The following is a 24,251-nucleotide window of genomic DNA, read 5'->3' on the forward strand; positions in this document are numbered from 1 at the left end:
GACGTTCATGCGACTAACACTGAGTGCGCTATCCGTCCTGATGCTGGCCGCCTGCGCCAGTCAAGGACCGACAGCGCCCGCCACGAGTACAACCTCCGCCACTCCTACCGCCGCCTCGCAGCAAGAAGTCGCTGACACGATTCGCCGCACCGCAGCCGCCAAGGAAACCATCAACGTCGACAAGACGCCTGTCACCTCGCTCGCGGGGTCGGCCGACTTGTGGAGCCGCATTCGTGGCGGCTTCCAGATTCCCGATCTGCAAAGCGACCTCGTCGACATGCAGGCGAACTGGTATGCGCAGCGCCCCGACTACGTCGAGCGCATGACGACGCGTTCGCAAAAATACCTGTATCACATCGTCGAAGAACTCGAGCAGCGCCATATGCCGACTGAGCTGGCCCTGCTGCCGTTCATCGAATCGGCGTTCAATCCGCAGGCTTTGTCGGTGGCGAAGGCGGCCGGCATGTGGCAGTTCGTGCCGGGCACCGGCCGCGACTACAACCTGAAGCAGAACATGTGGCAGGACGAGCGGCGCGACGTGCTTGCGTCGACGAGCGCCGCGCTGGACTACCTCTCGCGCCTGCACGACATGTTCGGCGACTGGCATCTCGCGCTCGCCGCATACAACTGGGGCGAGGGCAACGTGCAGCGCGCGATTGCGCGTAACGAAGCGGCCGGCTTGCCGACTGACTACGAAAGCCTGCGCATGCCCAACGAAACGCGCAACTACGTGCCGAAGTTGCAGGCAGTCAAGAACATCGTGGCGAATCCGCAGCAATATGGCCTCGCGCTGCCGGATATCCCGAATCACCCGTACTTCGTGACCGTCACGACCGCGCGCGACATCGACGTGACCATGGCCGCGAAGCTCGCCGGCATGAGCGTCGAGGAATTCCGCTCGCTGAATCCGTCGTTCGCCAAGCCGGTCATTCTCGGTGCGACGAACCCGCAGATCCTTCTGCCGTTCGACAACGCCGCCACCTTCCAGCGCAACCTCGGTTCGTACACGGGCGCGCTGTCGTCATGGACCACGTACACGGTGACGGAGCGGGCGCGTCCTGCGGCCATCGCCGAGAAAATCGGTGTCGATGCGGACACGCTCATGTCGGTCAACCGCATTCCGGCAGGCATGCGCCTGAAGCCGGGCTCGACCATCGTCGTGCCGCGCACGGATGACGACGACGAAGATATCAGCGCCGACGTCGCCGCCAACGCGATTCTCGCCGTCGAGCGCGACGTGCCGGACACGCGCAAGATGGCTATTCGCGTGCGCCGCAAGCAAAGCGTTGCCACGCTGGCCGACCGGTACAACGTATCGGTGGCGCAAGTGAAGGCCTGGAACCGCACGAGTCGCGATATGTTCATGCCGGGTCAGGTCGTCGTCCTGCACGTCCCTTATGGGCGTCCGGTGCCGGCCGAGCCGGGTCCGGTGCGCGTTGAAACAGTGGCGGCGTCGAGCCGTTCGTCGGGCGGCGTGCGGAAGATCGGCACGCGCGTGACGGCGAAAACGCCTAGCGGCAAGGCGCCGGGCCATACGGTGACGCGCGTGTCGTCGTCGGTCAGCGCATCGAAGGCGGGCAGCAGTCATCCCGCCGCGCCGAAAACGACGAAGGCTGCCGCCACGCACGCCAGCAGCGCGAAGAGCAAGAAGAAGTAAGCGCGAGCGCTTCGCATCCTTGCGTTATCCACGCCGTCACCAAGGTGACGGCGTTTTCATTTGGCGGCACGGTTAAACTGGCGTTCCAGAAGAATTAAGCAGGCAATGAATCGCATGCCGTCCTCCGTTCGTCTCCGCGTCTTCCTGCTGTTCGCTGCCGGATACTTCGTGTCGTACGTATTTCGGGGCGTCAACCTCGGCTTTGCTCCGCTCATTACGCACGATCTCGGCCTGTCCGCCGCCGATCTCGGTCTGCTCACGTCGCTGTACTTCATCGGCTTTGCCGTCGCGCAGATTCCTGTTGGCGTGATGCTCGACCATTTCGGGCCGCGCCCGGTCACCGCCGGAATGCTCTTGTTCGCGGCGGCGGGCATCTGGGTGTTCGGGGCGTCGCACGGGCTGGCCGGCCTCATGGCGGGGCGTTTGTTGATTGGCGTCGGCGTATCCGTCTGTCTGAGCGCGGCGTTCAAGGCGTCGGCGCAGCATTTCCCGGTCGCGCGGCTGCCGCTCATCAACGGGCTCACGATGGCGGTCGGCGGGCTGGGCGGCGTCGTGGTCGGATCGCCGCTTGCGTCGCTGTTGCATGTCGCGAGCTGGCGGCAAGTGTGTGCCGGGCTGGGTGTCTTCACGCTGCTTGTCGCGGCCGCGATCGCGCTGTTTGCGCCGCGCACCCGGGACACGCGTCATCAGGCGGATGTCATTACCCAGTTCCAGGGCACGTGGCACATTTTGATGAGCGGGGCGTTCTGGAAGATCGCGTCGTTTTCGGTCGTGTCACAAGGCGTGTTCTACGCGATGCAATCGCTCTGGATACGCCCCTATCTGCTCGACGTGATGGGCCTTACGCCGGCGCATGCCGCGGCGCTCGTCTCCGTGCTCGGGTTCGCGATGATGTTCGGCTGCGTCGGTTTCGGCGCGGCGGCGCGCGGTATGGAGCGGCGGGGCGTCTCGGTGTACGCGTTCTGCGGCGCCGGAATGGCGCTCTATGTCGCCGTGCAATTGCTGATGGTGGTGCGCGTGCCGTTGCCGCCGGCCGCGCTGCTTGCGGCATACGGCATCTTCGGCGGCGCCGGCATTCTCAGCTACGCGGTGATGGCCGAACACTTCCCCCCGCACATGATCGGCCGCGCGAACACGACGCTCACGCTCGTGCTCTTCCTGCTGATCTTCGGCTTTCAGGTCGGCATCGGCGCGATGCTGTCGTTCTGGCCGGCCGAGGGCGGCCATTTTCCGGCGACGGCGCATCAAACCGTGTGGGTGGCGTTGATCGCGTTGCAGGTGGCCAGCGCCGTCTGGTATGTGCTGCCGAGCCGGGCGCTTCAAAAGACGGAGCGCACTGCGTCATGAGCGATCGGCTTTCCGCATCGTCCGCAAGCGGAAATTCCCCAAATATGGCCAAGTAGCCGACTTCGCGCTATAATTCTAAGGTTTGAGCATATCAACCCGCACCCTAGCGCCTACCTCCCATTCCCCGTCGTTCGCTGCGCCTGGCAGCGCGCGCCGCACGCCGCCGATCGTCCGCTTCGATACTCCGCTCGCCGCGCGCAAGCGGGCCGCTTCGAGCCACGATGCCCGCCTGTGAGCCGCCGCCATCGTGCTAAGGAAACCCGTGCTCCCGGAGCGCGGCCCCAAGCCTGAATTTCGGACAGACAGGTCGGTAACAGGGTGTTCCCCAAGGAGCTTCCCGTGTTGCCGTCATTCTCCCCCGCATTACTCGCACTTGCCGACGGCACGGTCTTTCGTGGTCAATCCATCGGCGCCGCCGGTTCGACGATCGGCGAAGTGGTGTTCAACACCGCCATCACCGGCTATCAGGAAATCCTGACCGACCCGAGCTATGCCCGCCAGATCGTCACGCTGACGTATCCGCATATCGGCAATGTCGGCGTGAATGCCGAAGATGTCGAAGCCACCAAGGTCCATGCCGCCGGTCTCATCATTCGTGATTTGCCGGTGCTGGCCTCGAACTTCCGTTCCGAGCAAACCCTTTCCGATTATCTGAAGGCGCAAGGCGTCGTCGGCATTGCGGGCATCGACACGCGCAAGCTGACGCGCGTGCTGCGCGACAAGGGCGCGCAAAACGGCTGCATTCTCGCTGGCAGCGACGACGAAGCCGAAGCGCTGCGTCTCGCGCGCTCGTTCCCCGGACTTGCCGGCATGGACCTCGCGAAAGTCGTGTCCACGCAGGATCGCTACGAGTGGACGCAAACCGAGTGGCGCCTCGGCAGCGGCTACGGCGAGCAGAAGTCGCCGAAATTCCGCGTCGTCGCGTTCGATTACGGCGTCAAGTACAACATCCTGCGCATGCTGGCCGAGCGCGGCTGCCACGTCACCGTGCTGCCGGCGCAGGCCAGCGCCGCCGACGCGCTCGCGCTCAATCCGGACGGCATCTTCCTGTCGAACGGTCCCGGCGATCCGGAACCCTGCGACTACGCGATCCGCGCGACGCGCGAATTCATCGAGCGCGGCATTCCGACGTTCGGCATCTGCCTCGGGCACCAGATCATGGGTCTCGCCGTCGGCGCGAAGACGACCAAGATGAAGACCGGCCACCACGGCGCGAATCATCCGGTGAAGGACATGGAAGACGGCCGCGTGGTCATCACGTCGCAGAATCACGGCTTTGCGGTCGATGCCGCCACGCTGCCCGCGAACGCGAAGGTCACGCATGTCTCGCTCTTCGACGGCACGCTGCAAGGCTTTGCGCTCACCGACAAGCCGGCGTTCTGCTTCCAGGGACACCCGGAAGCGTCGCCGGGGCCGCACGACATCGCTTATCTGTTCGACCGCTTCATCAGATTGATGGAGTCGGCGAAGGTCGCCGCCTGATCACGAACAGAAACCGTACATAGACATCGAGAGCAGTTATGCCGAAGCGCACAGACATCAAGAGCATCCTCATCATCGGCGCGGGCCCGATCATCATCGGCCAGGCGTGCGAATTCGACTATTCGGGCGCGCAGGCGTGCAAGGCGCTGCGTGAGGAAGGCTACAAGGTCATCCTCGTCAACAGCAATCCGGCGACGATCATGACCGACCCGAACACGGCGGACGTCACCTATATCGAGCCGATCTCGTGGGAAGTGGTCGAGCGCATCATCGCGAAAGAGCGCCCCGATGCGATCCTGCCGACGATGGGCGGCCAGACCGCGCTCAATTGCGCGCTCGACCTGTTCCATCACGGCGTGCTGGAGAAGTACAAGGTCGAACTGATCGGCGCGTCGCCCGAAGCCATCGACAAGGCGGAAGACCGCCAGAAGTTCAAGGACGCGATGACCAAGATCGGCCTCGGTTCGGCCAAATCGGGCATCGCGCATTCGATGGAGGAAGCGCTCGCCGTGCAGGCGCAGATCGCCGAAGTCACCGGCAGCGGCGGTTATCCGACCGTCATCCGCCCGTCGTTCACACTGGGCGGCTCGGGCGGCGGCATTGCGTACAACAAGGAAGAGTTCGAGGAAATCTGCCGCCGCGGTCTCGATCTTTCGCCGACGCGCGAACTGCTGATCGAGGAATCGCTGCTCGGCTGGAAAGAGTACGAGATGGAAGTCGTCCGCGACAAGAAGGACAACTGCATCATCGTGTGTTCGATCGAGAACCTCGACCCGATGGGCGTCCACACCGGCGATTCCATCACCGTCGCGCCCGCGCAGACGCTGACCGACAAGGAATATCAGGTCCTGCGTAACGCGTCGCTCGCGGTGCTGCGCGAAATCGGCGTGGACACGGGCGGCTCCAACGTGCAGTTCGCGATCAATCCGAAGGACGGCCGGATGGTCGTCATCGAAATGAATCCGCGCGTGTCGCGTTCGTCCGCATTGGCGTCGAAGGCAACCGGCTTTCCGATCGCGAAGGTCGCGGCGAAGCTCGCCTGCGGCTATACGCTCGACGAACTGAAGAACGAGATCACTGGCGGCCAGACGCCGGCATCGTTCGAGCCGACCATCGACTATGTCGTGACGAAGGTGCCGCGTTTCGCGTTCGAAAAGTTCCGCGAGGCCGATTCGCGCCTGACCACGCAGATGAAGTCGGTCGGCGAAGTGATGGCGATGGGCCGCACGTTCCAGGAGTCGTTCCAGAAGGCGCTGCGCGGTCTGGAAGTCGGCGTCGACGGGCTCGATGAAAAGACCACGAGCCGCGACGAAGTGATCCGCGAAATCGGCGAGCCGGGTCCGGACCGCATCTGGTATCTCGGCGACGCATTCCGCCTCGGTCTCTCGCAAGAGGAAATCTTCGAGGAAACGTCGATCGACCCGTGGTTCCTCGCGCAGATCGAGCAGATCATCCTGAAGGAGAAGGCGCTCGAAGGCCGCACCCTCGAAAGCCTGAGCCGCGACGAACTGCTGTATCTGAAGCGCAGCGGTTTCTCCGACCGGCGTCTGGCGAAACTGACCGGTTCGAATCAGGCCGACGTGCGCAAGAAGCGTCACGAACTGAAGGTGCGCCCGGTGTACAAGCGCGTCGACACCTGCGCGGCCGAGTTTGCGACGAAGACCGCGTACATGTACTCGACGTACGAAGAAGAGTGCGAAGCGAATCCGACGGACAAGAAGAAGATCATGGTGCTCGGCGGCGGGCCGAACCGGATCGGGCAGGGCATCGAGTTCGACTACTGCTGCGTGCATGCCGCGCTCGCGATGCGCGAAGACGGCTATGAAACCATCATGGTCAACTGCAATCCGGAAACGGTTTCGACCGACTACGACACGTCGGATCGCCTGTACTTCGAGTCGCTGACGCTCGAAGACGTGCTCGAAATCGTCGATCTGGAAAAGCCGGTCGGCGTGATCGTGCAGTACGGCGGCCAGACGCCGCTCAAGCTCGCGCTCGATCTCGAAGCGAACGGCGTGCCGATCATCGGCACGTCGCCGGACATGATCGACGCAGCCGAAGACCGCGAGCGCTTCCAGCAACTGCTGAAAGATCTCGATTTGCGCCAGCCGCCGAACCGCACGGCGCGCGCCGAAGAAGAAGCGCTCGCGCTGGCCGAGGAAATCGGTTATCCGCTGGTCGTGCGCCCGTCGTATGTGCTGGGCGGCCGCGCGATGGAAATCGTCCACGAGCCGCGCGATCTCGAGCGCTACATGCGCGAGGCCGTGAAGGTATCGAACGATTCGCCGGTGCTCCTCGACCGCTTCCTGAACGATGCGATCGAATGCGATGTCGACTGCATCTCGGACGGCGAGGCCGTGTTCATCGGCGGCGTGATGGAGCACATCGAACAGGCGGGCGTGCATTCGGGCGATTCGGCCTGCTCTCTGCCGCCGTATTCGCTGTCGAAGGAAACCGTCGACGAGCTGAAGCGCCAGACCGCCGCGATGGCGAAGGCGTTGAACGTGATCGGCCTGATGAACGTGCAGTTCGCGATCCAGCAGGTTCCGCAGGACGACGGCTCGAAGAAGGACATCATCTACGTGCTCGAAGTGAACCCGCGCGCGTCGCGCACGGTGCCTTACGTGTCGAAGGCGACGAGCCTGCCGCTCGCGAAAATCGCCGCACGCGCGATGGTCGGCCAGACGCTGGCGCAGCAGGGCGTGACGAAGGAAGTCGTGCCGCCGTACTTCAGCGTGAAGGAAGCCGTGTTCCCGTTCATCAAGTTCCCGGCGGTCGATCCGGTGCTCGGGCCCGAAATGCGCTCGACCGGCGAGGTAATGGGCGTGGGCCGCACCTTCGGCGAAGCGCTCTTCAAGTCGCAACTGGCGGCGGGCTCGCGCCTGCCGGAGTCCGGCACGGTGCTGATCACCGTGATGGACGCCGACAAGCCGAAGGCTGTCGAAGTGGCGAGCATGCTGCACGAGCTCGGCTATCCGATCGTCGCGACCAAGGGCACGGCGGCGGCTATTGCAGCGGCGGGCGTGCCGGTGAAGGTCGTCAACAAGGTGAAAGACGGCCGGCCGCATATCGTCGACATGATCAAGAACGGCGAGATCGCGCTCGTCTTCACGACCGTCGACGAAACCCGCGCCGCCATCGCCGATTCGCGTTCCATCCGCATGAGCGCCCAGGCCAACAAGGTCACGTACTACACGACCATGTCGGGCGCGCGCGCGGCGGTGGAAGGCTTGCGTTACATGCGCGATTTGGAAGTCTATGATTTACAAGGCTTGCATGCTCGCCTAAACTAAGGCTTCGATTACTGGTCCAAGCATCACGAGCCGCGGTTAAGCGGCGTCTCCTCGTCTCGGGGAGATGCGCTTAACCGCGGTAATTTTTTTGACGTTTTTGTTTCTGGGTTGTCTATGAGCACGATTCCCTTGACGAAGCGCGGCGCGGAGTTGCTGCGCGACGAATTGCAACGCCTTAAGGCTGTCGAGCGTCCGGCGGTCATCAATGCGATCGCGGAAGCGCGCGCGCAGGGCGATCTGTCCGAAAATGCGGAATACGACGCCGCGAAGGAAAAGCAGGGCTTCATCGAGGGCCGCATCGCGGAGATCGAATCCAAGCTGGCCGCCGCGCAGGTGATCGACCCGACGACGGTCGACGCCGATGGCCGCGTCGTGTTCGGCGCGACGGTGGAACTTGAAGACCTCGAATCGGGCGATACGGTCACGTATCAGATCGTCGGCGACGATGAAGCCGATATCGATCACGGCCTCATTTCGGTCAGTTCGCCGATCGCGCGGGCGCTGATTTCGAAGTCGCAAGGCGACGTGGCGTCGGTGCAAGCGCCAAGCGGTGCGCGCGAGTATGAAATCATCGCGGTTCGTTACGTCTGATGGCGCACCGGCTCTTTCGCTTCGTGACGATGATCTGGGTCGGCAGCCTGCTGACCCTCGGCCTCGTCGCCGCCCCCGTTCTCTTTTCGATGCTCGATCGCGCGGCCGCCGGATCGGTCGCCGCGCAATACTTCCGCATCGAAGCGTTCGTCGGCGTGGCGAGCGCGCTGATTCTGATTCTGATCGGCAATCGCTTCGTGAAAAGCGGCATCGCTGACTACAAACGTGTGCGGTGGATTGTCGCGGTGATGCTCGGGTGCGTGCTCGCAGGCTACTTCGCGTTGCAGCCGTTCATGGAGTCGCTGCGCGTGGCCGCGCAGGAGTCGGGCGTCGCACTGGCCGATTCCCCGTACGCGAAGCAGTTCGGCATACTGCACGGCATCTCGAGCGCCATCTATCTGGTTCAGTGCCTGTTCGGCGTCGCGCTGGTGTGGCGCTTGCCGGGGAACGCGCCGACCGCCATCGTGCCGAAGAACAAATCGGCGAAAATGGCGGCCAAACGCGCAAGAAGCTGAGCGCTTTTGGCCGATACGACGCGAGCGTCGTGTTTGACGCCGCGCCGTACGATTACTTCACTGCCTGGTGCTGACGCTTCGAACCGGCCTGACGCTTCTTCGCCCGCTTGACGTTGCCGCCCGCCGTGACGCGCTCGTTACCAAGCACCTTCAACGTCTGCTTGCGCGGCTTTTTGACGGCAGGCGCGTCACGCGTGATCTTCACGGCTTTGACGATGCGCGGCGCGCGGCCCTTGGCAGGACGCTCGGCCGCTTCAGCGGCGCTCGGCGGCATCGTGCTGCGCGTGCGTTCGCCGCGGGTCTTCGCGGGCGCGGCGCCTTCGGGCCTCCAGATCACGAGCAATTTGCCGATATGCTGGATCGGCGCAGCGTTCAGGCGATCGCAGATTTCGTCGTAGATTGCGACGCGGGCTTCGCGCTCGTCGCCGAACACGCGTATCTTGATGAGCTGATGCGCATCGAGGTGCACGCCGATTTCCTTCAGCACGGCGTCCGTCAGACCCTCCGCGCCGACGAGCACGACGGGCTTGAGCGCGTGGGCCTGGGAGCGCAGGTCGGAGCGTTGGGCAGGGGAGAGTTCAAGAGCTGGCATGAGAAATTTGGGACTCGACTAAAATGGGCGGCGCTTGGCGCCAGGCGGCATGCTGAAACGCGAGGGGCGAAAAGCCCGTACCGGAACGATCTGGCGCAGCGTGCTTTATCGCCGCACAAACGAAATAGGCCGGATACGCGATTGCCGGGCGCATGGAGCACCCGCGGAAACGTTCCGGCCGACAAGACGCGTATTATCCGCTAAAAGCATCGCGCGTTGCAGCAAGATTACCGCGCAACCGTCACAGTACACGCATCCGCGCCACGTCCGGCGCGCAACAGCAACACACCCGCGAGCGCACACGCGCGCAGCATGAGTTCAGTTTGAATGGCAAAAAATCGCTTCAATCATTCGTGGTTGCATGACCACATCAACGATCCCTACGTGAAGATGGCGCAGCGCGAGGGCTATCGCGCACGCGCCGCGTACAAGCTGAAGGAGATCGACGAGCAGGACAAGCTCATCAAGCCGGGTCAGGTGATCGTCGATCTCGGCTCGACGCCCGGAAGCTGGAGCCAGTACGCTCGCAACAGGCTCGCTCAGGGCTCGAAGCGCGATGCGCAGCGCGAAGGCGGCATCGACGGCACGATCGTCGCGCTCGATATTCTGCCGATGGAGCCGATCGCGGACGTGACTTTTATTCAGGGCGACTTTCGCGATGACGCGGTGCTCGCCCAACTAAATGAATTCGTCGGCGAGCGTCAGGTGGACCTTGTTATTTCGGACATGGCCCCAAACCTCTCAGGCGTGGCAAGTGCGGACGCGGCGCGGATCGAGCATCTTTGCGACCTGGCGCTCGAATTCGCGCAAAACCACCTGAAACCGGAAGGTGCGCTGCTAGTCAAATGTTTTCATGGCAGCGGTTATAGCCAGATCGTCGAGAAATTCAAGCACCAGTTCAAAGTGGTGGCGCCGCGTAAGCCCAAGGCCTCTCGGGACAAGTCGTCCGAGACTTTTATTCTCGGGCGGCGGCTCAAACATCCGGCTGCGGGACCCGTTTAGACTTCCTCGGCGAAAATCAGCGATATTTTCGCCGAATATGCCGAAAAAAGACCATCTGCCGCTATTTAGACGGTAGATAAACCTTATGGCAGGGGTTAGCGGTCTGGATTAGAATGCTTTGGTGGCGCTGCAAGGTTTATGTAGGCGCCCGTCTATGAGTGAGGAGTGGTGCTTTGAACAACAATATGTTCTCTAAAGCGGCAGTGTGGCTCGTGATCGCACTGGTGCTGTTTACGGTGTTCAAGCAGTTCGATAAGCCCCGCGTCCAGGAAGGCGTGTCGTATTCGCAGTTCATGGACGACGCGAAGAACGGCAAGGTCAAGAACGTTACCGTTCAGGGCCGCAATCTCACGGTCACTCCGAACGACGGCCAGAAATACCAGATCGTCTCTCCCGGCGACATCTGGATGGTCGGCGACCTGATGAAATACGGCGTTCAGGTCAGCGGCAAGGCTGACGATGAACCGAACGCGCTCGTCTCCGCGCTGTACTACCTCGGGCCGACCATTCTGATCATCGGCTTCTGGTTCTACATGATGAGGCAGATGCAGGGCGGCGGGAAAGGCGGGGCGTTTTCGTTCGGCAAGTCGCGGGCGCGGCTGATCGACGAAAACAACAACGCAATCAATTTCACCGACGTTGCTGGCTGCGACGAAGCGAAGGAAGAAGTTTCGGAACTGGTGGACTTCCTGCGCGATCCGCAGAAATTCCAGAAGCTGGGCGGACGCATTCCACGCGGCGTGCTGCTGGTCGGGCCCCCGGGCACGGGTAAGACGCTGCTGGCTCGCGCCATCGCCGGCGAGGCGAAGGTGCCGTTCTTCAGCATTTCGGGTTCGGACTTCGTGGAAATGTTCGTCGGCGTGGGCGCGGCCCGCGTGCGCGATATGTTCGAGCAGGCGAAGAAGCATGCGCCGTGCATCGTGTTCATCGACGAAATCGACGCTGTCGGCCGTCATCGCGGCGCTGGCATGGGCGGCGGTAACGACGAGCGCGAGCAGACGCTGAACCAGATGCTCGTCGAAATGGACGGTTTCGAGGCGAATTCGGGCGTCATCGTGATCGCCGCGACGAACCGTTCCGACGTGCTGGACAAGGCGCTGCTGCGTCCGGGCCGTTTCGACCGCCAGGTGTACGTCGGTCTGCCGGACATCCGCGGCCGTGAACACATCATGAAGGTGCACCTGCGCAAGGTGCCGATTGCAAACGACGTCGATGCATCGGTGATCGCACGCGGCACGCCGGGCTTCTCGGGCGCGGATCTCGCGAACCTCGTCAACGAAGCGGCACTGTTTGCGGCGCGTCGGGGCAAGCGCATCGTCGAGATGCAGGATTTCGAAGACGCGAAGGACAAGATCTTCATGGGTCCGGAGCGCAAGTCGGCTGTCATGCGTGAGGAAGAGCGTCGTAACACGGCGTATCACGAGTCGGGTCACGCGGTGGTGGCGAAGCTGCTGCCGCACGCCGATCCGGTGCACAAGGTTACGATCATGCCGCGCGGCTGGGCTTTGGGCGTGACGTGGCAGTTGCCGGAGCATGACCGCGTCAATCTGTATCGCGACAAGATGCTGGAAGAAATCGCGATCCTGTTCGGCGGCCGGGCAGCGGAAGAAGTGTTCATGAACTCGATGTCGACCGGTGCTTCCAACGACTTCGAGCGCGCGACGAAGATGGCGCGCGACATGGTGACGCGTTACGGCATGTCGGACGTCCTCGGCACGATGGTGTACGTCGATACCGAAGAAAACGGCATGTTCGGCAAGATGGGCGCCAAGTCGGTATCGGAAGCCACGCAGCAGAAGGTCGACGCGGAAATCCGCCGTATCCTCGACGAGCAATATGCGCTCGCCCGCAAGCTGCTGGAAGACAACCGCGACAAGGTCGAAGCCATGACCAAGGCGCTGCTCGAATGGGAAACCATCGACGCAGACCAGATTAGCGACATCATGGCAAATCGTCCGCCGCGTCCGCCGAAGAACCTGCCGCCTCCGTCGGGCGACACGCCGTCGGGCGGCAATAGCGGCAACGAAGTCAAACCGGGCAACGCGACAGCGCCGGCATAACTTCTCCGAGTCTGACAATGGGCCGGTGTGCACTGCACGCCGGCCCATTTTTGCTTTAAGGCTCGCGTTTCATCACTTGCTTTGCAGGCATCGCTTGACTACCTCCTCCGAACCTCTCGTTTCCGCGCAGCCGCTGCAATGCGGCCGTTTCATGCTCCGTTTTGACCGTCCGCTGGTGATGGGCATTCTCAACGTCACGCCGGATTCGTTCTCCGATGGCGGCCGCTTCCTGTCGCGCGACGCCGCGCTCGCTCGCGCCGAGCAGATGATCGCCGATGGCGCCGACATGATCGACATAGGCGGCGAGTCGACGCGTCCCGGTGCGCCGCCAGTGCCGCTCGACGAGGAGCTCGCGCGCGTGGTGCCGGTCGTCCAAGCGCTGCATGCGGTGCGTGTGCCGATTTCCGTCGACACCTACAAGCCCGCCGTCATGCGAGCCGTCCTCGATGCGGGCGCGGACATGATCAATGACATCTGGGGCTTCCGTCAGGAAGGCGCGATCGAAGCCGTCGCCGGCAGACAATGCGGCCTGTGCGTGATGCACATGCTTGGCGAGCCACGCACGATGCAACTCCACGAGCCGGTCTACGACGACGTCGTCGCTTCGGTGCGCGATTTCTTCGTCGAACGCGTCTCGGCGCTGGACGCGGCCGGTGTCGCTGCGGACCGTATCAGTCTTGATCCCGGCTACGGTTTCGGCAAGACGATCGGGCATAATTACACGCTACTTGCCGAACTTCCGGCGACGTTGCCCCACGGCACGCATTTCCCGTTATTGGCGGGCATGTCGCGCAAGTCGATGCTCGGCGGCGTGACCGGGCGCGGCGCGGACGAGCGCTTGCCCGCGAGTCTCGCGGCGGCGGTGTGCGGGGCGGAGCGCGGCGCGGCGATCATCCGCGTTCACGATGTTGCCGAAACCGTCGACGCATTGAAAGTCTGGCGGGCCACCATGGACGCAGCCCGTCGCGGGCATCATTGAAACCGGCCTTGAATCGGGCAGGACTGCCGCGCAGGCGCTCGCTGGCAGCGTAGTCAACAAACACCGCGGACCACAACAGGCGCCAAAAGTCCGCGAGGAGGGTCAAACAACGATGGCACGACGATACTTTGGAACAGACGGCATCCGTGGGCGCGTGGGCGCGGCCCCGATCACGCCGGACTTCGTCCTCAAGCTCGGTTACGCAGCCGGCAAGGTGCTCGCCGGCGCGGACCGGTCGCCGCAGAAGGGCAACCGGCCAACTGTGCTGATCGGCAAGGACACGCGCGTCTCGGGCTACATGCTCGAAGCCGCGCTCGAATCCGGCTTCTCGGCGGCAGGCGTCGACGTGATGCTGGCCGGCCCGATGCCGACGCCCGGCATCGCGTATCTGACGCGGGCGCTGCGGCTCTCGGCGGGCGTGGTGATCAGCGCATCGCATAATCCGTACGACGACAACGGCATCAAGTTCTTCTCGGCCGACGGCAACAAGCTGCCCGACGAAGTCGAATTGCAGATTGAAGCGCAACTCGAGCAGCCGATGGAATGCGCGCCGTCCGAGCGTCTCGGCAAGGCGCGCCGTCTCGACGACGCGGGCGGGCGCTACATCGAGTTCTGCAAGAGCACGTTCCCCGCGAGCTTCGATCTTCGCGGCATGAAGATCGTGCTGGACTGCGCACACGGCGCCGCCTATGACGTCGCGCCGCACGTGTTCCACGAACTGGGCGCGGAAGTCGTGCCGATCGGCGTGTCGCCGAATGGCTTCAATATCAACGACGGCGTCGGCGCAACCGCGCCCGATGCGCTCGTTCGCGCGGTCAAGGAGCACCACGCGGACATCGGCATCGCGCTGGATGGCGACGCGGATCGCGTGCAGATCGTCGATTCGACCGGCCGTCTCTATAACGGCGACGAGTTGCTCTACGTGCTGGTGAAGGACCGCATCGCGACGCACGGCCAGGTGGAAGGCGCGGTCGGCACGCTGATGACCAACATGGCAGTCGAGGTGGCGCTGAAGGAGGCGGGCGTGCAGTTCGTGCGCGCCGCGGTCGGCGACCGCTACGTGCTCGAGAAACTGCGCGAGCACGGCTGGCAACTCGGCGCGGAAGGCTCGGGTCACATTCTGTCGCTGGACAGGCATTCGACCGGCGACGGCATCGTCTCCGCGCTGCTCGTGCTGGCTGCGATCAAGCGCAGCGGCAAGTCGATCGCCGAACTGCTCGACGGCGTGAGCCTCTTTCCGCAAAAGCTGATCAACGTGCGCATGAGTCCCGGCGCGGACTGGAAAAAGAGCGACGAAATCCGACGCGCGGTCGAGCAGGCCGAGCGCGCGCTCGACTCGCATGGACGTGTGCTGATCCGCGCATCGGGGACCGAGCCGGTGTTGCGCGTGATGGTGGAAGCCGCCGCGCAGCAAGACGCCGTTCGGCACGCGGAAACGATTGCGCAAGTCGTGAAAGAGGTGACTTCGTAGACGTTCGCGAAAACGCGCGTACTTCGCAAGAAAGCGGGCTTCGGCCCGCTTTTTTTATGTCCGCAGCCGGCTGACGAATGATCGCCCGACCGGCTTTCGATTCGTAAGACCGCTGTCACGGAAGCATCACCAAACGTCATATTACTGTCACAGACTCCGCCTATATTTCGCCGTGACGTACACACGCTCACAACTCTGGAGGTCTCATGAAATTGATGCACACCGCGCTGGCTGCCGTGATTGGCGCAATGTTCGCCATCTCTGCGCAAGCGGCCGATATCACCGGCGCGGGCAGTACCTTCGCAGCTCCGATCTACACCAAGTGGGCAGACGCATATCAGAAAAGCGGCGGCGGCAAGGTCAACTACCAGGGCATCGGTTCTTCGGGCGGCATCAAGCAGATCGTCGCAAAGACCGTCGATTTCGCGGGCTCGGACGCGCCGCTGAAGGACGACCAGCTTGCAAAGGACGGCCTCTTCCAGTTTCCGACGGTGGTCGGCGGCGTCGTGCCGGTGATCAACGTCCCCGGCGTGAAGGCGGGCGAAGTGATTCTGTCGGGTGAAGTGCTCGGCGACATCTATCTCGGCAAGATCAAGAAGTGGAACGACCCGGCGATCGCCGCGCTGAACCCGAAGGTCAAGCTGCCGGATACGGACATCGCTGTCGTGCGCCGCGCGGACGGCTCGGGCACGAGCTTCATCTGGACGAACTATCTGTCGAAGGTCAACACCGAGTGGAAGTCGAAGGTCGGCGAGGGTTCGACGGTCAACTGGCCGACCGGTACGGGCGGCAAGGGCAACGACGGCGTCGCGGCTTTCGTGCAGCGTCTGCCGGGCGCGATCGGCTACGTCGAATGGGCGTACGCGAAGCAGAACAAGATGACCTACGTCGGGATGAAGAACTCGGCGGGCACGGTCGTCGAGCCGGAAACGAAGACGTTCAAGGCAGCGGCTGCGGGCGCGGACTGGTCGAAGTCGTTCTACCAGATCCTGACGAACGAACAGGGCAAGGACGCATGGCCTATCGTCGGCGCGACCTTCGTGCTGTTGCATTCGACGCAGGACAAGGCGGCGCAGGGCGCGGAGACGCTGAAGTTCTTCGACTGGGCGTTCAAGAACGGCGGTCAGGCGGCGAACGATCTGGACTACATCTCGCTGCCGGAATCGGTCGTGGCGGAAATCCGCTCGCAATGGAAGGCGAAGGTGAAGGACGCGTCGGGCAAGCCGGTCGCGGAGTAAGCAGTACGCGCAGTTTGAAACTGTCCTAAGCTGCACTGGCGGGACAGCAGCAACAACAAGCCGCGCGGCGCGCCAGAAGCCGCCGCGCGGTCTGACACGCAGCGTAACCAAGGCTCCCATGTCGGACACCAACCTCGCGTCGGCACCTCCGGCGGCGCACGCGCAGCGCGCCCCCGGCCGTATCGGCGACATCATCTTCGGCGGCATCACGCGGCTCGCGGCGGTGGTGACGCTGCTTCTGCTCGGCGGCATCATCGTTTCGCTGCTCGTCGCGTCGATGCCGACCATCGAAAAATTCGGGCTCAGCTTTCTGTGGCGCGCGGACTGGGATCCACCCAGCGACAGCTTCGGCGCGCTCGTGCCGATCTACGGCACGCTCGCGACGTCGATCATCGCGCTCATCATCGCGGTGCCGGTGAGCTTCGGCATCGCGCTCTTTCTGACGGAACTGTCGCCCGCGTGGCTGCGCCGTCCGCTCGGCGTCGCGATCGAACTGCTCGCGGCGATTCCGTCGATCGTCTACGGCATGTGGGGCCTGCTCGTGTTCGCGCCGATCTTCGCGAAGTACTTCGAGAAGCCGCTCGGCGCCGTGCTTGGCGGCGTGCCCGTGATCGGCGCGCTGTTTCAGGGGCCGCCGATCGGTATCGGCATTCTGTGCGCGGGCGTCATTCTCGCGATCATGATCATCCCCTACATCGCGTCGGTGATGCGCGACGTGTTCGAAGTCACGCCCGTGCTGCTGAAGGAATCGGCATACGGCATCGGCTGCACGACCTGGGAAGTGATGTGGAAGATCGTGTTGCCGTACACGCGCGCCGGGGTGATCGGCGGCGTCATGCTCGGCCTCGGCCGCGCGCTCGGCGAGACGATGGCCGTGACCTTCGTGATCGGCAATACGAATCTGCTCGATAACGTGTCGCTGTTTTCGCCGGGCAACAGCATCACGTCCGCGCTCGCCAACGAGTTCGCGGAAGCGAGTCCCGGCCTGCATACATCGGCGTTGATGGAGCTTGGCCTGATTCTCTTCGTCATCACGTTCTTCGTGCTCGCGCTCTCCAAACTGATGCTCTTGCGCATGGAACGCGGGGAGGGTGTCAAGTGAACCGTCCCGCCACGTTCGATCAGGACCACGACCGCGTGCAAGCGACGCGCATGAAGCTGCAGCGCCGCCGCCGCGGCACCAATGCGATCGCGCTGACGCTGTCGCTCGCGGCGATGGCCTTCGGCCTGCTCTGGCTCGTGTGGATTCTCTTCACGACGCTGAAGCTCGGCGTTTCCGGCTTGTCGATGGAACTGTTCACGCAATCGACGCCCCCGCCGAACACCGATGGCGGCGGTCTCGCGAACGCGATCATCGGCAGCCTGATGCTCGTCGTGCTCGCGACGTGCGTCGGCACGCCGCTCGGCATTCTTGCGGGCGTCTATCTCGCGGAATACGGGCAGAAGCGCTGGCTCGCGAACATCACGCGCTTTATCAACGACATCCTGCTGTCCGCACCGTCGATCGTCGTCGGCTTGTTCGTGTATGCGCTCGTCGTCGCGAAGATGGGGCGTTTCTCCGGCTGGGCGGGCGTGATCGCGCTCGCGCTGCTGCAGATTCCGATCGTCATCCGCACCACGGAGAACATGCTGAAGCTCGTGCCGAACGCGCTGCGCGAAGCGGCGTTCGCGCTCGGCACGCCGAAGTGGAAGATGGTGATGTCGATCACGCTGAAAGCGTCGGTGGGCGGCATCGTCACCGGTGTGCTGCTCGCGGTTGCGCGCATCGCCGGGGAAACCGCGCCGCTCCTCTTCACGGCGCTGTCGAACCAGTTTTTCTCGCTGGACATGAATCAGCCGGTGGCCAACCTGCCGGTGACGATCTACAAGTTCGCGATGAGCCCGTTCCCGCAATGGCAAGTGCTCGCGTGGGCCGGTGTGTTCTTGATTACGCTCGGCGTGCTGGGTCTGAATATCCTGGCGCGTGCGATCTTCACGAAGAAATAAGGGCGGAGTGATTCCATGAATCTGGTCGAAAGTGGTGTCAACCACCTCGAATCGAAGGCCGGCAACGCGAGCATCGAACACGGTCCGGTGCCCGGCAGCGTGCGCCCGACGCACGCCTCGCAGCCGGCCGATTCCATCAAGCCGAAGATCGAGGTCAACAACCTCAACTTCTTCTACAACAAGTATCACGCGCTGAAGAACATCAACCTGCGCATTCCCGAGAAGAAGGTGACGGCGTTCATCGGTCCGTCAGGATGCGGCAAGTCCACGCTTCTGCGCACGTTCAACAAGATGTACGCGCTCTATCCCGAGCAGCGCGCGGAAGGCGAAATCCTGATGGACGGCGCGAACCTGCTCGAGACGACGCGCGACATCTCGTTGCTGCGCGCGCGCATCGGCATGGTGTTTCAGAAGCCGACGCCGTTTCCGATGTCCATCTACGACAACATCGCGTTCGGCGTGAAGATGTTCGAGCAGCTGTCCCGCTCGGAGATGGACGACCGCGTCGAATGGGCGCTGACGAAGGCGGCGCTCTGGACCGAAGTAAAGGACAAGCTGCAGCAAAGCGGCTACGGTCTGTCGGGCGGCCAGCAGCAGCGCCTGTGCATCGCGCGCGGCATCGCGATCCGCCCGGAAGTGCTGTTGCTCGATGAACCTTGCTCCGCGCTCGACCCGATCTCGACGGGCCGCATCGAAGAACTGATTGCGGAGCTGAAGAACGACTACACCGTGGTGATCGTCACTCACAACATGCAGCAGGCGGCGCGCTGCTCGGACTACACTGCTTATATGTATCTTGGTGAATTGATCGAATTCGGCGATACCGAGAAGATCTTCATCAAGCCCGCCCGCAAGGAGACGGAAGACTACATCACGGGCCGGTTCGGCTGAAGCGCGCGCAGCCAATCGCACGAAAGGAACAGGAGCAGAATATGTCCGATAAACATCTGTCGAGTCAGTTCGACGCCGATCTCAACGCGGTGTCGTCGAAAGTGCTGGCAATGGGCGGTCTCGTGGAGTCGCAAATCGTCTCCGCGATGCACGCGCTGAACGAGTTCGATATCGAGGTTGCCGACCAGGTGATCGGCGCCGAAGCGCGTCTGAACATGATGGAAGTCGAGATCGACGAGGAGTGCAGCAACATCATCGCGCGCCGCCAGCCGGCCGCACGCGACCTGCGTCTTCTGATGGCGATCTCGAAGACCATCACGAATCTCGAACGCGCCGGCGACGAAGCCGAAAAGATCGCGAAGCGCGTAAAGCGCATCAACGAAGACGGCGCGGGACGCACCGTGAACATCGCGGAAATCAAGCTGTCGGGCGAAATGGCGGTGTCGATTCTGCGCCGCGCGCTCGATGCCTTCGCGCGTCTGGATACCGTTGCCGCCGCCCAGATCGTGCGCGACGACAAAGCCATCGACGAAGAATTCCGCGCCTTCGTGCGCAAGCTCGTCACGTACATGATGGAAGACCCGCGCACCATTTCGGCGGGCCTCGATTACCTGTTCATCGCGAAGGCGGTGGAGCGCATCGGCGATCACGCGAAGAACATCGCGGAGTTCATCATCTACATCGTGAAGGGGACCGACGTGCGCCATATCTCGCGCGACCAGCTCGAACGCGAAGCGCTCAGCTAACCCTCCTTTCACTTCAAGCAAAAGGTCAAAGAGGTGCCGATGCCCAGCAGTATCCTCGTCGTCGAAGACGAACCCGCGATCTCCGAACTCATTGCGGTGAACCTGCAACATGCGGGTCATTGCCCGATTCGCGCGTACAACGCGGAGCAGGCGCAGAACCTCATTAGCGACGTGCTGCCCGATCTCGTGCTGCTCGACTGGATGCTGCCGGGCAAGTCGGGCGTCACTTTCGCGCGCGAGCTGCGCAATCACGAGCGCACGAAGCATATTCCGATCATCATGCTGACCGCGCGCGGCGATGAGCAGGACAAGGTGCTCGGCCTCGAAATCGGCGCGGACGACTACGTCACCAAGCCCTTCTCGCCGAAGGAACTGATGGCGCGCATCAAGGCGGTGTTGCGCCGGCGCGCGCCGCAGCTGACCGAGGACGTCGTGGCGATCAACGGCCTGCGCCTCGATCCGGCGACGCATCGCGTGGCTGCGAGTCATTCGGGCAACGACATCAAGCTCGATCTCGGCCCGACCGAGTTCCGCCTGCTGCATTTCTTCATGACGCATCCGGAGCGCGTGCACAGCCGCACGCAACTGCTCGATCAGGTCTGGGGCGATCATGTGTTCGTCGAAGAACGAACGGTCGATGTCCATATCAAGCGCCTGCGCGCCGCGCTCAAGCCCGCCGGTTGCGATGCTATGATCGAAACGGTGCGCGGCAGCGGTTATCGGCTGGCGAAGGGCGCGTGACGCCCGCGCATGCGTGGCGTGCAATCGCGCTCATCTGATCGATCGACAACATGAACATCATCTGGACGCGTTCCATCGTGTCCCTCGTCCTGCTCGCCGCGCTCAGCGCGGCGATCGGCGCGTTCGCCGGCGTGCCCGTCGCGCTCGGTTTCGCGGTGTTCATGCTCGTCGTGCAGACCTTCTTCAGCACGTTTCACACACAGCGCTTATGGCGCCTGCTGGAAGCGCCGGTCTATGGCGAAGTGCCCAGCGCGCTCGGCATCTGGGGCGAAATCTACTACCGCCTGCACAAGCTCGCGAAGCGCTGGCACGCGCAAGTGCGCCAGGTGGAACAGCAGCATTCACGCTTTATCCAGGCGATACAGGCATCGCCCAACGGCGTCGCGATGCTCGACGATCACGATCAGATCGAGTGGTGCAACGCCATCGCCGAGACGCACTTCGGGCTCGATGCGAAGCGCGACCTGCGGCAGCACATTACGCATCTCGTGCGTCAGCCGGACTTCATCCGCTACCTGAATTCGCATCATTACGAGCAGATGCTGATCATGCGCGGGATGGGCGAGAACCGGCAGCGGACCATCTCCGTGCAGGTGTTTCCTTATGGCGAACATCGCAAGCTGATTCTCACGCAGGACATCACCGAACTCGAACGCACCGACTCCATGCGCCGCGATTTCGTCGCGAACGTATCGCACGAACTGAAGACGCCGCTGACGGTGCTATCGGGATTTCTGGAAACCCTGCGCGACCTGCCGCTCGACGAAGCCGACCGCCGGCGCTATCTCGACATGATGGATCAACAGGCGACGCGCATGCAGAACATCGTGCGTGACCTGCTCGTGCTGGCGAATCTCGAAGGCGATATCCGTCCCCCGAGCGATGATCTGCTCGACATGCGCGCCGTGCTCCGTCATCTGGAGAACGATGCGAACAACCTGTCGGGCGGGCGGCATCGCATCGCCTTTCATGTGGACGACGCCGTGACGGTCGCGGGTGCGGAAACGGAAGTGGTGAGCGCGCTCGGCAATCTGGTGACGAACGCCGTGCGTTATACGCCCGAGGGCGGCGCAATCGATGTGACCTGGCAGCGCGAGAACGATCGCGCGATCTTCATCGTGCGCGACAGCGGGCCGGGGATCGCCGCCGAACATATTCCGCGGCTAACGGAGCGTTTCTATCGCATCGACCGCAGCCGTTCGCGCGACACCGGCGGCACGGGACTGGGTCTCGCCATCGTCAAGCACGTGCTGCAACGGCATCACGCCGAGCTGGATGTGAAGAGCGAAGTGGGGCGGGGCAGCACGTTCATCGTGCGCTTTCCCGCGTCGCGCACGGCGTTGAGGAAATCGCTGGCCGCGTGAGCCGCTTCATCGCTTCGATAGACGTTACGAGCAGAACTTCGCGAGCAGGCCCAGCTGCGCATTGCGAATGGCCTTGCCCGAACGGCGCTTGCGATAGTGTCCATCGCTTTGCATGACCCAGGCCGACTGATTGTCGCCGAGACACACGGACAATCCTTCGGCGATCACACGGCGCTTGAGGCGCCGGTCGTGAATCGGGAATGCGACTTCCACGCGACGGAAGAAGTTGCGGTCCATCCAGTCGGCGCTCGACAGATACACGTCTTCCTTGCCATTCGCGTAGAAATAGAAGATGCGATGGTGCTCGAGAAAGCGCCCGACGATCGACCTGACCGTGATGTTCTCCGACAGATCCTCGACGCCCGGCTTCAGCGAACACACGCCGCGCACGATCAGGTCGATCTTCACGCCCGCGTGCGACGCCTCGTAAAGCGCGGCGATGACGGTCGGCTCCAGCAGCGCGTTCATCTTCGCGACGATGCGCGCGCGGCGGCCCGCACGGGCGTGCTCGGCTTCGGCGCGGATCGCGTCGATGAGCTTCGCGTGCAGCGTGAACGGCGACTGCCACAACTGATTCAGCGTAAGTTCGCCGCCGATGCCGGTGAGCTGTTGAAAGACGTGATGCACGTCCTCGCACAATTGCTGATCGGCGGTCATCAGGCCGAAGTCGGTATAAAGACGCGCCGTGCGCGGATGATAATTGCCCGTGCCGAGATGCGCGTAACGCTTGAGCACGGTCTTGCCGTTCTGCGAGACGCGCCGCACGATGAGCATCATCTTCGCGTGGCACTTGTGGCCCACGACGCCATACACGACATGCGCGCCCACCGCTTCCAGTTGCGACGCCCAGTTGATGTTCGTCTCTTCGTCGAAGCGCGCGAGCAGTTCGACGACCACCGTCACTTCCTTGCCGTTGCGCGCGGCCTGCATGAGCGCGTCCATCAGCGGCGAATCGGTGCCGGTGCGATAGATGGTCTGCTTGATCGCGACAACTTGCGGATCTTTGGCCGCCTGCAGCAGCAGTTCGAGCACCGGCTGAAAGCTTTCGTACGGATGATGCAGCAGGATATCGCCCTGATCGATGACATCGAAGAGATGCGTGGCATTGGCGATCGTCTTCGGCACCGATGGAATGTGCGGCACGAACTTGAGGTCCGGACGGTCCACCATTTCGGGCAACTGCATGAGCCGCACGAGATTGACCGGGCCGCTCACGCGATAACAATCACGCGCGTTCAGCTGGCTTTCATCGAGCAGGCGGCGAATCAGATGCGGCGGCGTCTCGGCCGATACTTCGAGCCGCACCGCATTGCCGAGATGCCGCGCCGGCAATTCGCCCTGCAGCGCGACGCGCAGATTGGTGATTTCGTCTTCATCGACGAAAAGCTCGCTGTTGCGCGTGATGCGAAACTGATTGCAACTGCGCACGACGAGGTGCGGGAACAGTTCGCTGACGAAGCGCTGCATGAACGAACTGAGCAGCACGAAGCCATGCGGATAACCCGACAGCGCCTCCGGCATGCGGACGAGGCGCGGCAGTGCGCGCGGCGCCTGCACGATGCCCATCATCGCCTGGCGGCCGAAGGCGTCCGTGCCTTCCAGTTCGACGACGAAGTTCAGGCTCTTGTTCAGCACGCGCGGGAACGGATGTGCGGGATCGAGGCCGATCGGCGTCAGCACCGGCAGCACTTCGTTCAGGAAATACTCGCGCGCCCACTCGGTCTGCTGCTCGCTCCAGCTTTCGACGCCATGAAAATAGATGCCTTCCATTTCGAGCGCGGGCAGCACGATGTCGTGCAGCATCGCGTATTGTTGATGCACGAGGCGTTGCGCGCGTTCGGACACGAGGTCGTAGACGTGCTGCAGCGACATGCCGTCCGGCGAAAGCGAGCCGGGGTTGTCGCGCATCTGTTCCTGAAGCCCGGCCATGCGGACTTCGAAAAATTCGTCGAGATTGCTGCTGGTGATGCAAAGAAAGCGCAGGCGTTCCAGCAAGGGCACCGAAGTATCGGCCGCTTGCGCGAGTACCCGCTCGTTGAAACCTAGAATGCCGAGTTCACGGTTAAACAGCGGATAGCGTATGGACATCGGCTGTGAGGAAGAAGTCTCGATTGGATGGGCACAAGAACGCTCAGATAATCTCACAGTAAGATGGCTTTTTTGTGACAGAACGATTGTCACAAATTCTACTCACATTGCGGATAGCGTCGCTAGCGCGAGGCGCGCGTCCCCGATCCGTTCCTCGCGCGGCATGGAATAGAATTCGTGCGCCGCGGCCGTGCCGCTGCGTTCCTTA

19 protein-coding genes are annotated in these 24,251 nt (G+C 62.9%); 17 read left to right on the forward strand and 2 right to left on the reverse strand.

Going from position 1 to position 24,251, the window contains the following annotated elements:
* Positions 1-7 precede the first annotated feature (7 nt).
* The 6 genes from LDZ21_RS04395 (at position 8) to LDZ21_RS04420 (ending at position 8,885) form a co-directional block, all read left to right on the forward strand.
* On the forward strand, positions 8-1,657 hold the full coding sequence (locus tag LDZ21_RS04395) for a transglycosylase SLT domain-containing protein (protein ID WP_244794372.1): 1,650 nt from the start codon (positions 8-10) through the stop codon (positions 1,655-1,657).
* Positions 1,658-1,771: 114 nt separating this feature from the next.
* Positions 1,772-3,004, forward strand: coding sequence for an MFS transporter (locus LDZ21_RS04400; RefSeq protein ID WP_244794373.1), 1,233 nt, complete (start codon positions 1,772-1,774; stop codon positions 3,002-3,004).
* Positions 3,005-3,343: 339 nt separating this feature from the next.
* A complete protein-coding gene (carA, locus tag LDZ21_RS04405) occupies positions 3,344-4,486 on the forward strand; it encodes a glutamine-hydrolyzing carbamoyl-phosphate synthase small subunit (RefSeq protein WP_244794374.1) in 1,143 nt (380 codons plus the stop codon).
* Positions 4,487-4,524: 38 nt separating this feature from the next.
* Complete coding sequence (gene carB, locus LDZ21_RS04410; RefSeq protein ID WP_244794375.1) at positions 4,525-7,779, forward strand: carbamoyl-phosphate synthase large subunit; 3,255 nt, start codon at positions 4,525-4,527, stop codon at positions 7,777-7,779.
* 114 nt (positions 7,780-7,893) lie between these two features.
* On the forward strand, positions 7,894-8,370 hold the full coding sequence (greA, locus tag LDZ21_RS04415; protein WP_035959558.1) for a transcription elongation factor GreA: 477 nt from the start codon (positions 7,894-7,896) through the stop codon (positions 8,368-8,370).
* Positions 8,370-8,885 (forward strand): DUF4149 domain-containing protein, encoded by a 516-nt coding sequence (locus LDZ21_RS04420; protein WP_244794376.1) that lies wholly within the window; start codon positions 8,370-8,372, stop codon positions 8,883-8,885. Before greA ends, LDZ21_RS04420 begins: the two co-directional genes overlap by 1 nt.
* A 52-nt stretch (positions 8,886-8,937) precedes the next feature.
* Here LDZ21_RS04420 and LDZ21_RS04425 read toward each other — a convergent pair whose 3' ends face one another.
* Entirely contained in the window at positions 8,938-9,477 is a 540-nt protein-coding gene (locus tag LDZ21_RS04425) for a YhbY family RNA-binding protein (RefSeq protein ID WP_035959556.1), read from the reverse strand.
* 327 nt (positions 9,478-9,804) lie between these two features.
* On the opposite strand from LDZ21_RS04425, the gene LDZ21_RS04430 reads away from it, so the two are divergent.
* From LDZ21_RS04430 to phoR, 11 genes are all read left to right on the forward strand, one after another.
* The gene (locus LDZ21_RS04430) at positions 9,805-10,479 is read left to right on the forward strand and encodes an RlmE family RNA methyltransferase (protein WP_244794377.1); all 675 of its coding nucleotides are present in this window, start codon (positions 9,805-9,807) and stop codon (positions 10,477-10,479) included.
* A gap of 173 nt (positions 10,480-10,652) precedes the next feature.
* Positions 10,653-12,539: an ATP-dependent zinc metalloprotease FtsH gene (gene ftsH / locus LDZ21_RS04435; protein ID WP_035959554.1), complete on the forward strand. Its 1,887-nt coding sequence runs from the start codon at positions 10,653-10,655 to the stop codon at positions 12,537-12,539.
* Between the two features lie 151 nt (positions 12,540-12,690).
* Entirely contained in the window at positions 12,691-13,518 is an 828-nt protein-coding gene (folP, locus tag LDZ21_RS04440) for a dihydropteroate synthase (RefSeq protein WP_244794378.1), read from the forward strand.
* A gap of 112 nt (positions 13,519-13,630) precedes the next feature.
* Complete coding sequence (glmM, locus tag LDZ21_RS04445; protein ID WP_244794379.1) at positions 13,631-14,989, forward strand: phosphoglucosamine mutase; 1,359 nt, start codon at positions 13,631-13,633, stop codon at positions 14,987-14,989.
* Between the two features lie 206 nt (positions 14,990-15,195).
* Entirely contained in the window at positions 15,196-16,227 is a 1,032-nt protein-coding gene (pstS, locus tag LDZ21_RS04450) for a phosphate ABC transporter substrate-binding protein PstS (protein ID WP_035959550.1), read from the forward strand.
* Positions 16,228-16,345: 118 nt separating this feature from the next.
* Complete coding sequence (gene pstC, locus LDZ21_RS04455) at positions 16,346-17,329, forward strand: phosphate ABC transporter permease PstC (protein ID WP_035959549.1); 984 nt, start codon at positions 16,346-16,348, stop codon at positions 17,327-17,329.
* 50 nt (positions 17,330-17,379) lie between these two features.
* Positions 17,380-18,213, forward strand: a complete 834-nt coding sequence (gene pstA / locus LDZ21_RS04460; protein WP_244794762.1) for a phosphate ABC transporter permease PstA — start codon at positions 17,380-17,382, stop codon at positions 18,211-18,213.
* Between the two features lie 15 nt (positions 18,214-18,228).
* Positions 18,229-19,104 (forward strand): phosphate ABC transporter ATP-binding protein PstB, encoded by an 876-nt coding sequence (pstB, locus tag LDZ21_RS04465; RefSeq protein ID WP_244794380.1) that lies wholly within the window; start codon positions 18,229-18,231, stop codon positions 19,102-19,104.
* A gap of 41 nt (positions 19,105-19,145) precedes the next feature.
* A complete protein-coding gene (gene phoU, locus LDZ21_RS04470) occupies positions 19,146-19,850 on the forward strand; it encodes a phosphate signaling complex protein PhoU (protein ID WP_035959546.1) in 705 nt (234 codons plus the stop codon).
* Between the two features lie 39 nt (positions 19,851-19,889).
* On the forward strand, positions 19,890-20,591 hold the full coding sequence (phoB, locus tag LDZ21_RS04475; RefSeq protein ID WP_244794381.1) for a phosphate regulon transcriptional regulator PhoB: 702 nt from the start codon (positions 19,890-19,892) through the stop codon (positions 20,589-20,591).
* A 50-nt stretch (positions 20,592-20,641) separates the two neighbouring features.
* Complete coding sequence (gene phoR, locus LDZ21_RS04480) at positions 20,642-21,955, forward strand: phosphate regulon sensor histidine kinase PhoR (protein ID WP_244794382.1); 1,314 nt, start codon at positions 20,642-20,644, stop codon at positions 21,953-21,955.
* Between the two features lie 24 nt (positions 21,956-21,979).
* Here the strand turns inward: phoR and ppk1 are convergent, their stop codons facing one another.
* Complete coding sequence (gene ppk1, locus LDZ21_RS04485; protein WP_035959542.1) at positions 21,980-24,043, reverse strand: polyphosphate kinase 1; 2,064 nt, start codon at positions 24,041-24,043, stop codon at positions 21,980-21,982.
* Between the last annotated feature and the right edge of the window lie 208 nt (positions 24,044-24,251).

It is taken from the genome of Caballeronia grimmiae, from assembly GCF_022879615.1.
GTDB classification, from domain to species: domain Bacteria; phylum Pseudomonadota; class Gammaproteobacteria; order Burkholderiales; family Burkholderiaceae; genus Caballeronia; species Caballeronia grimmiae.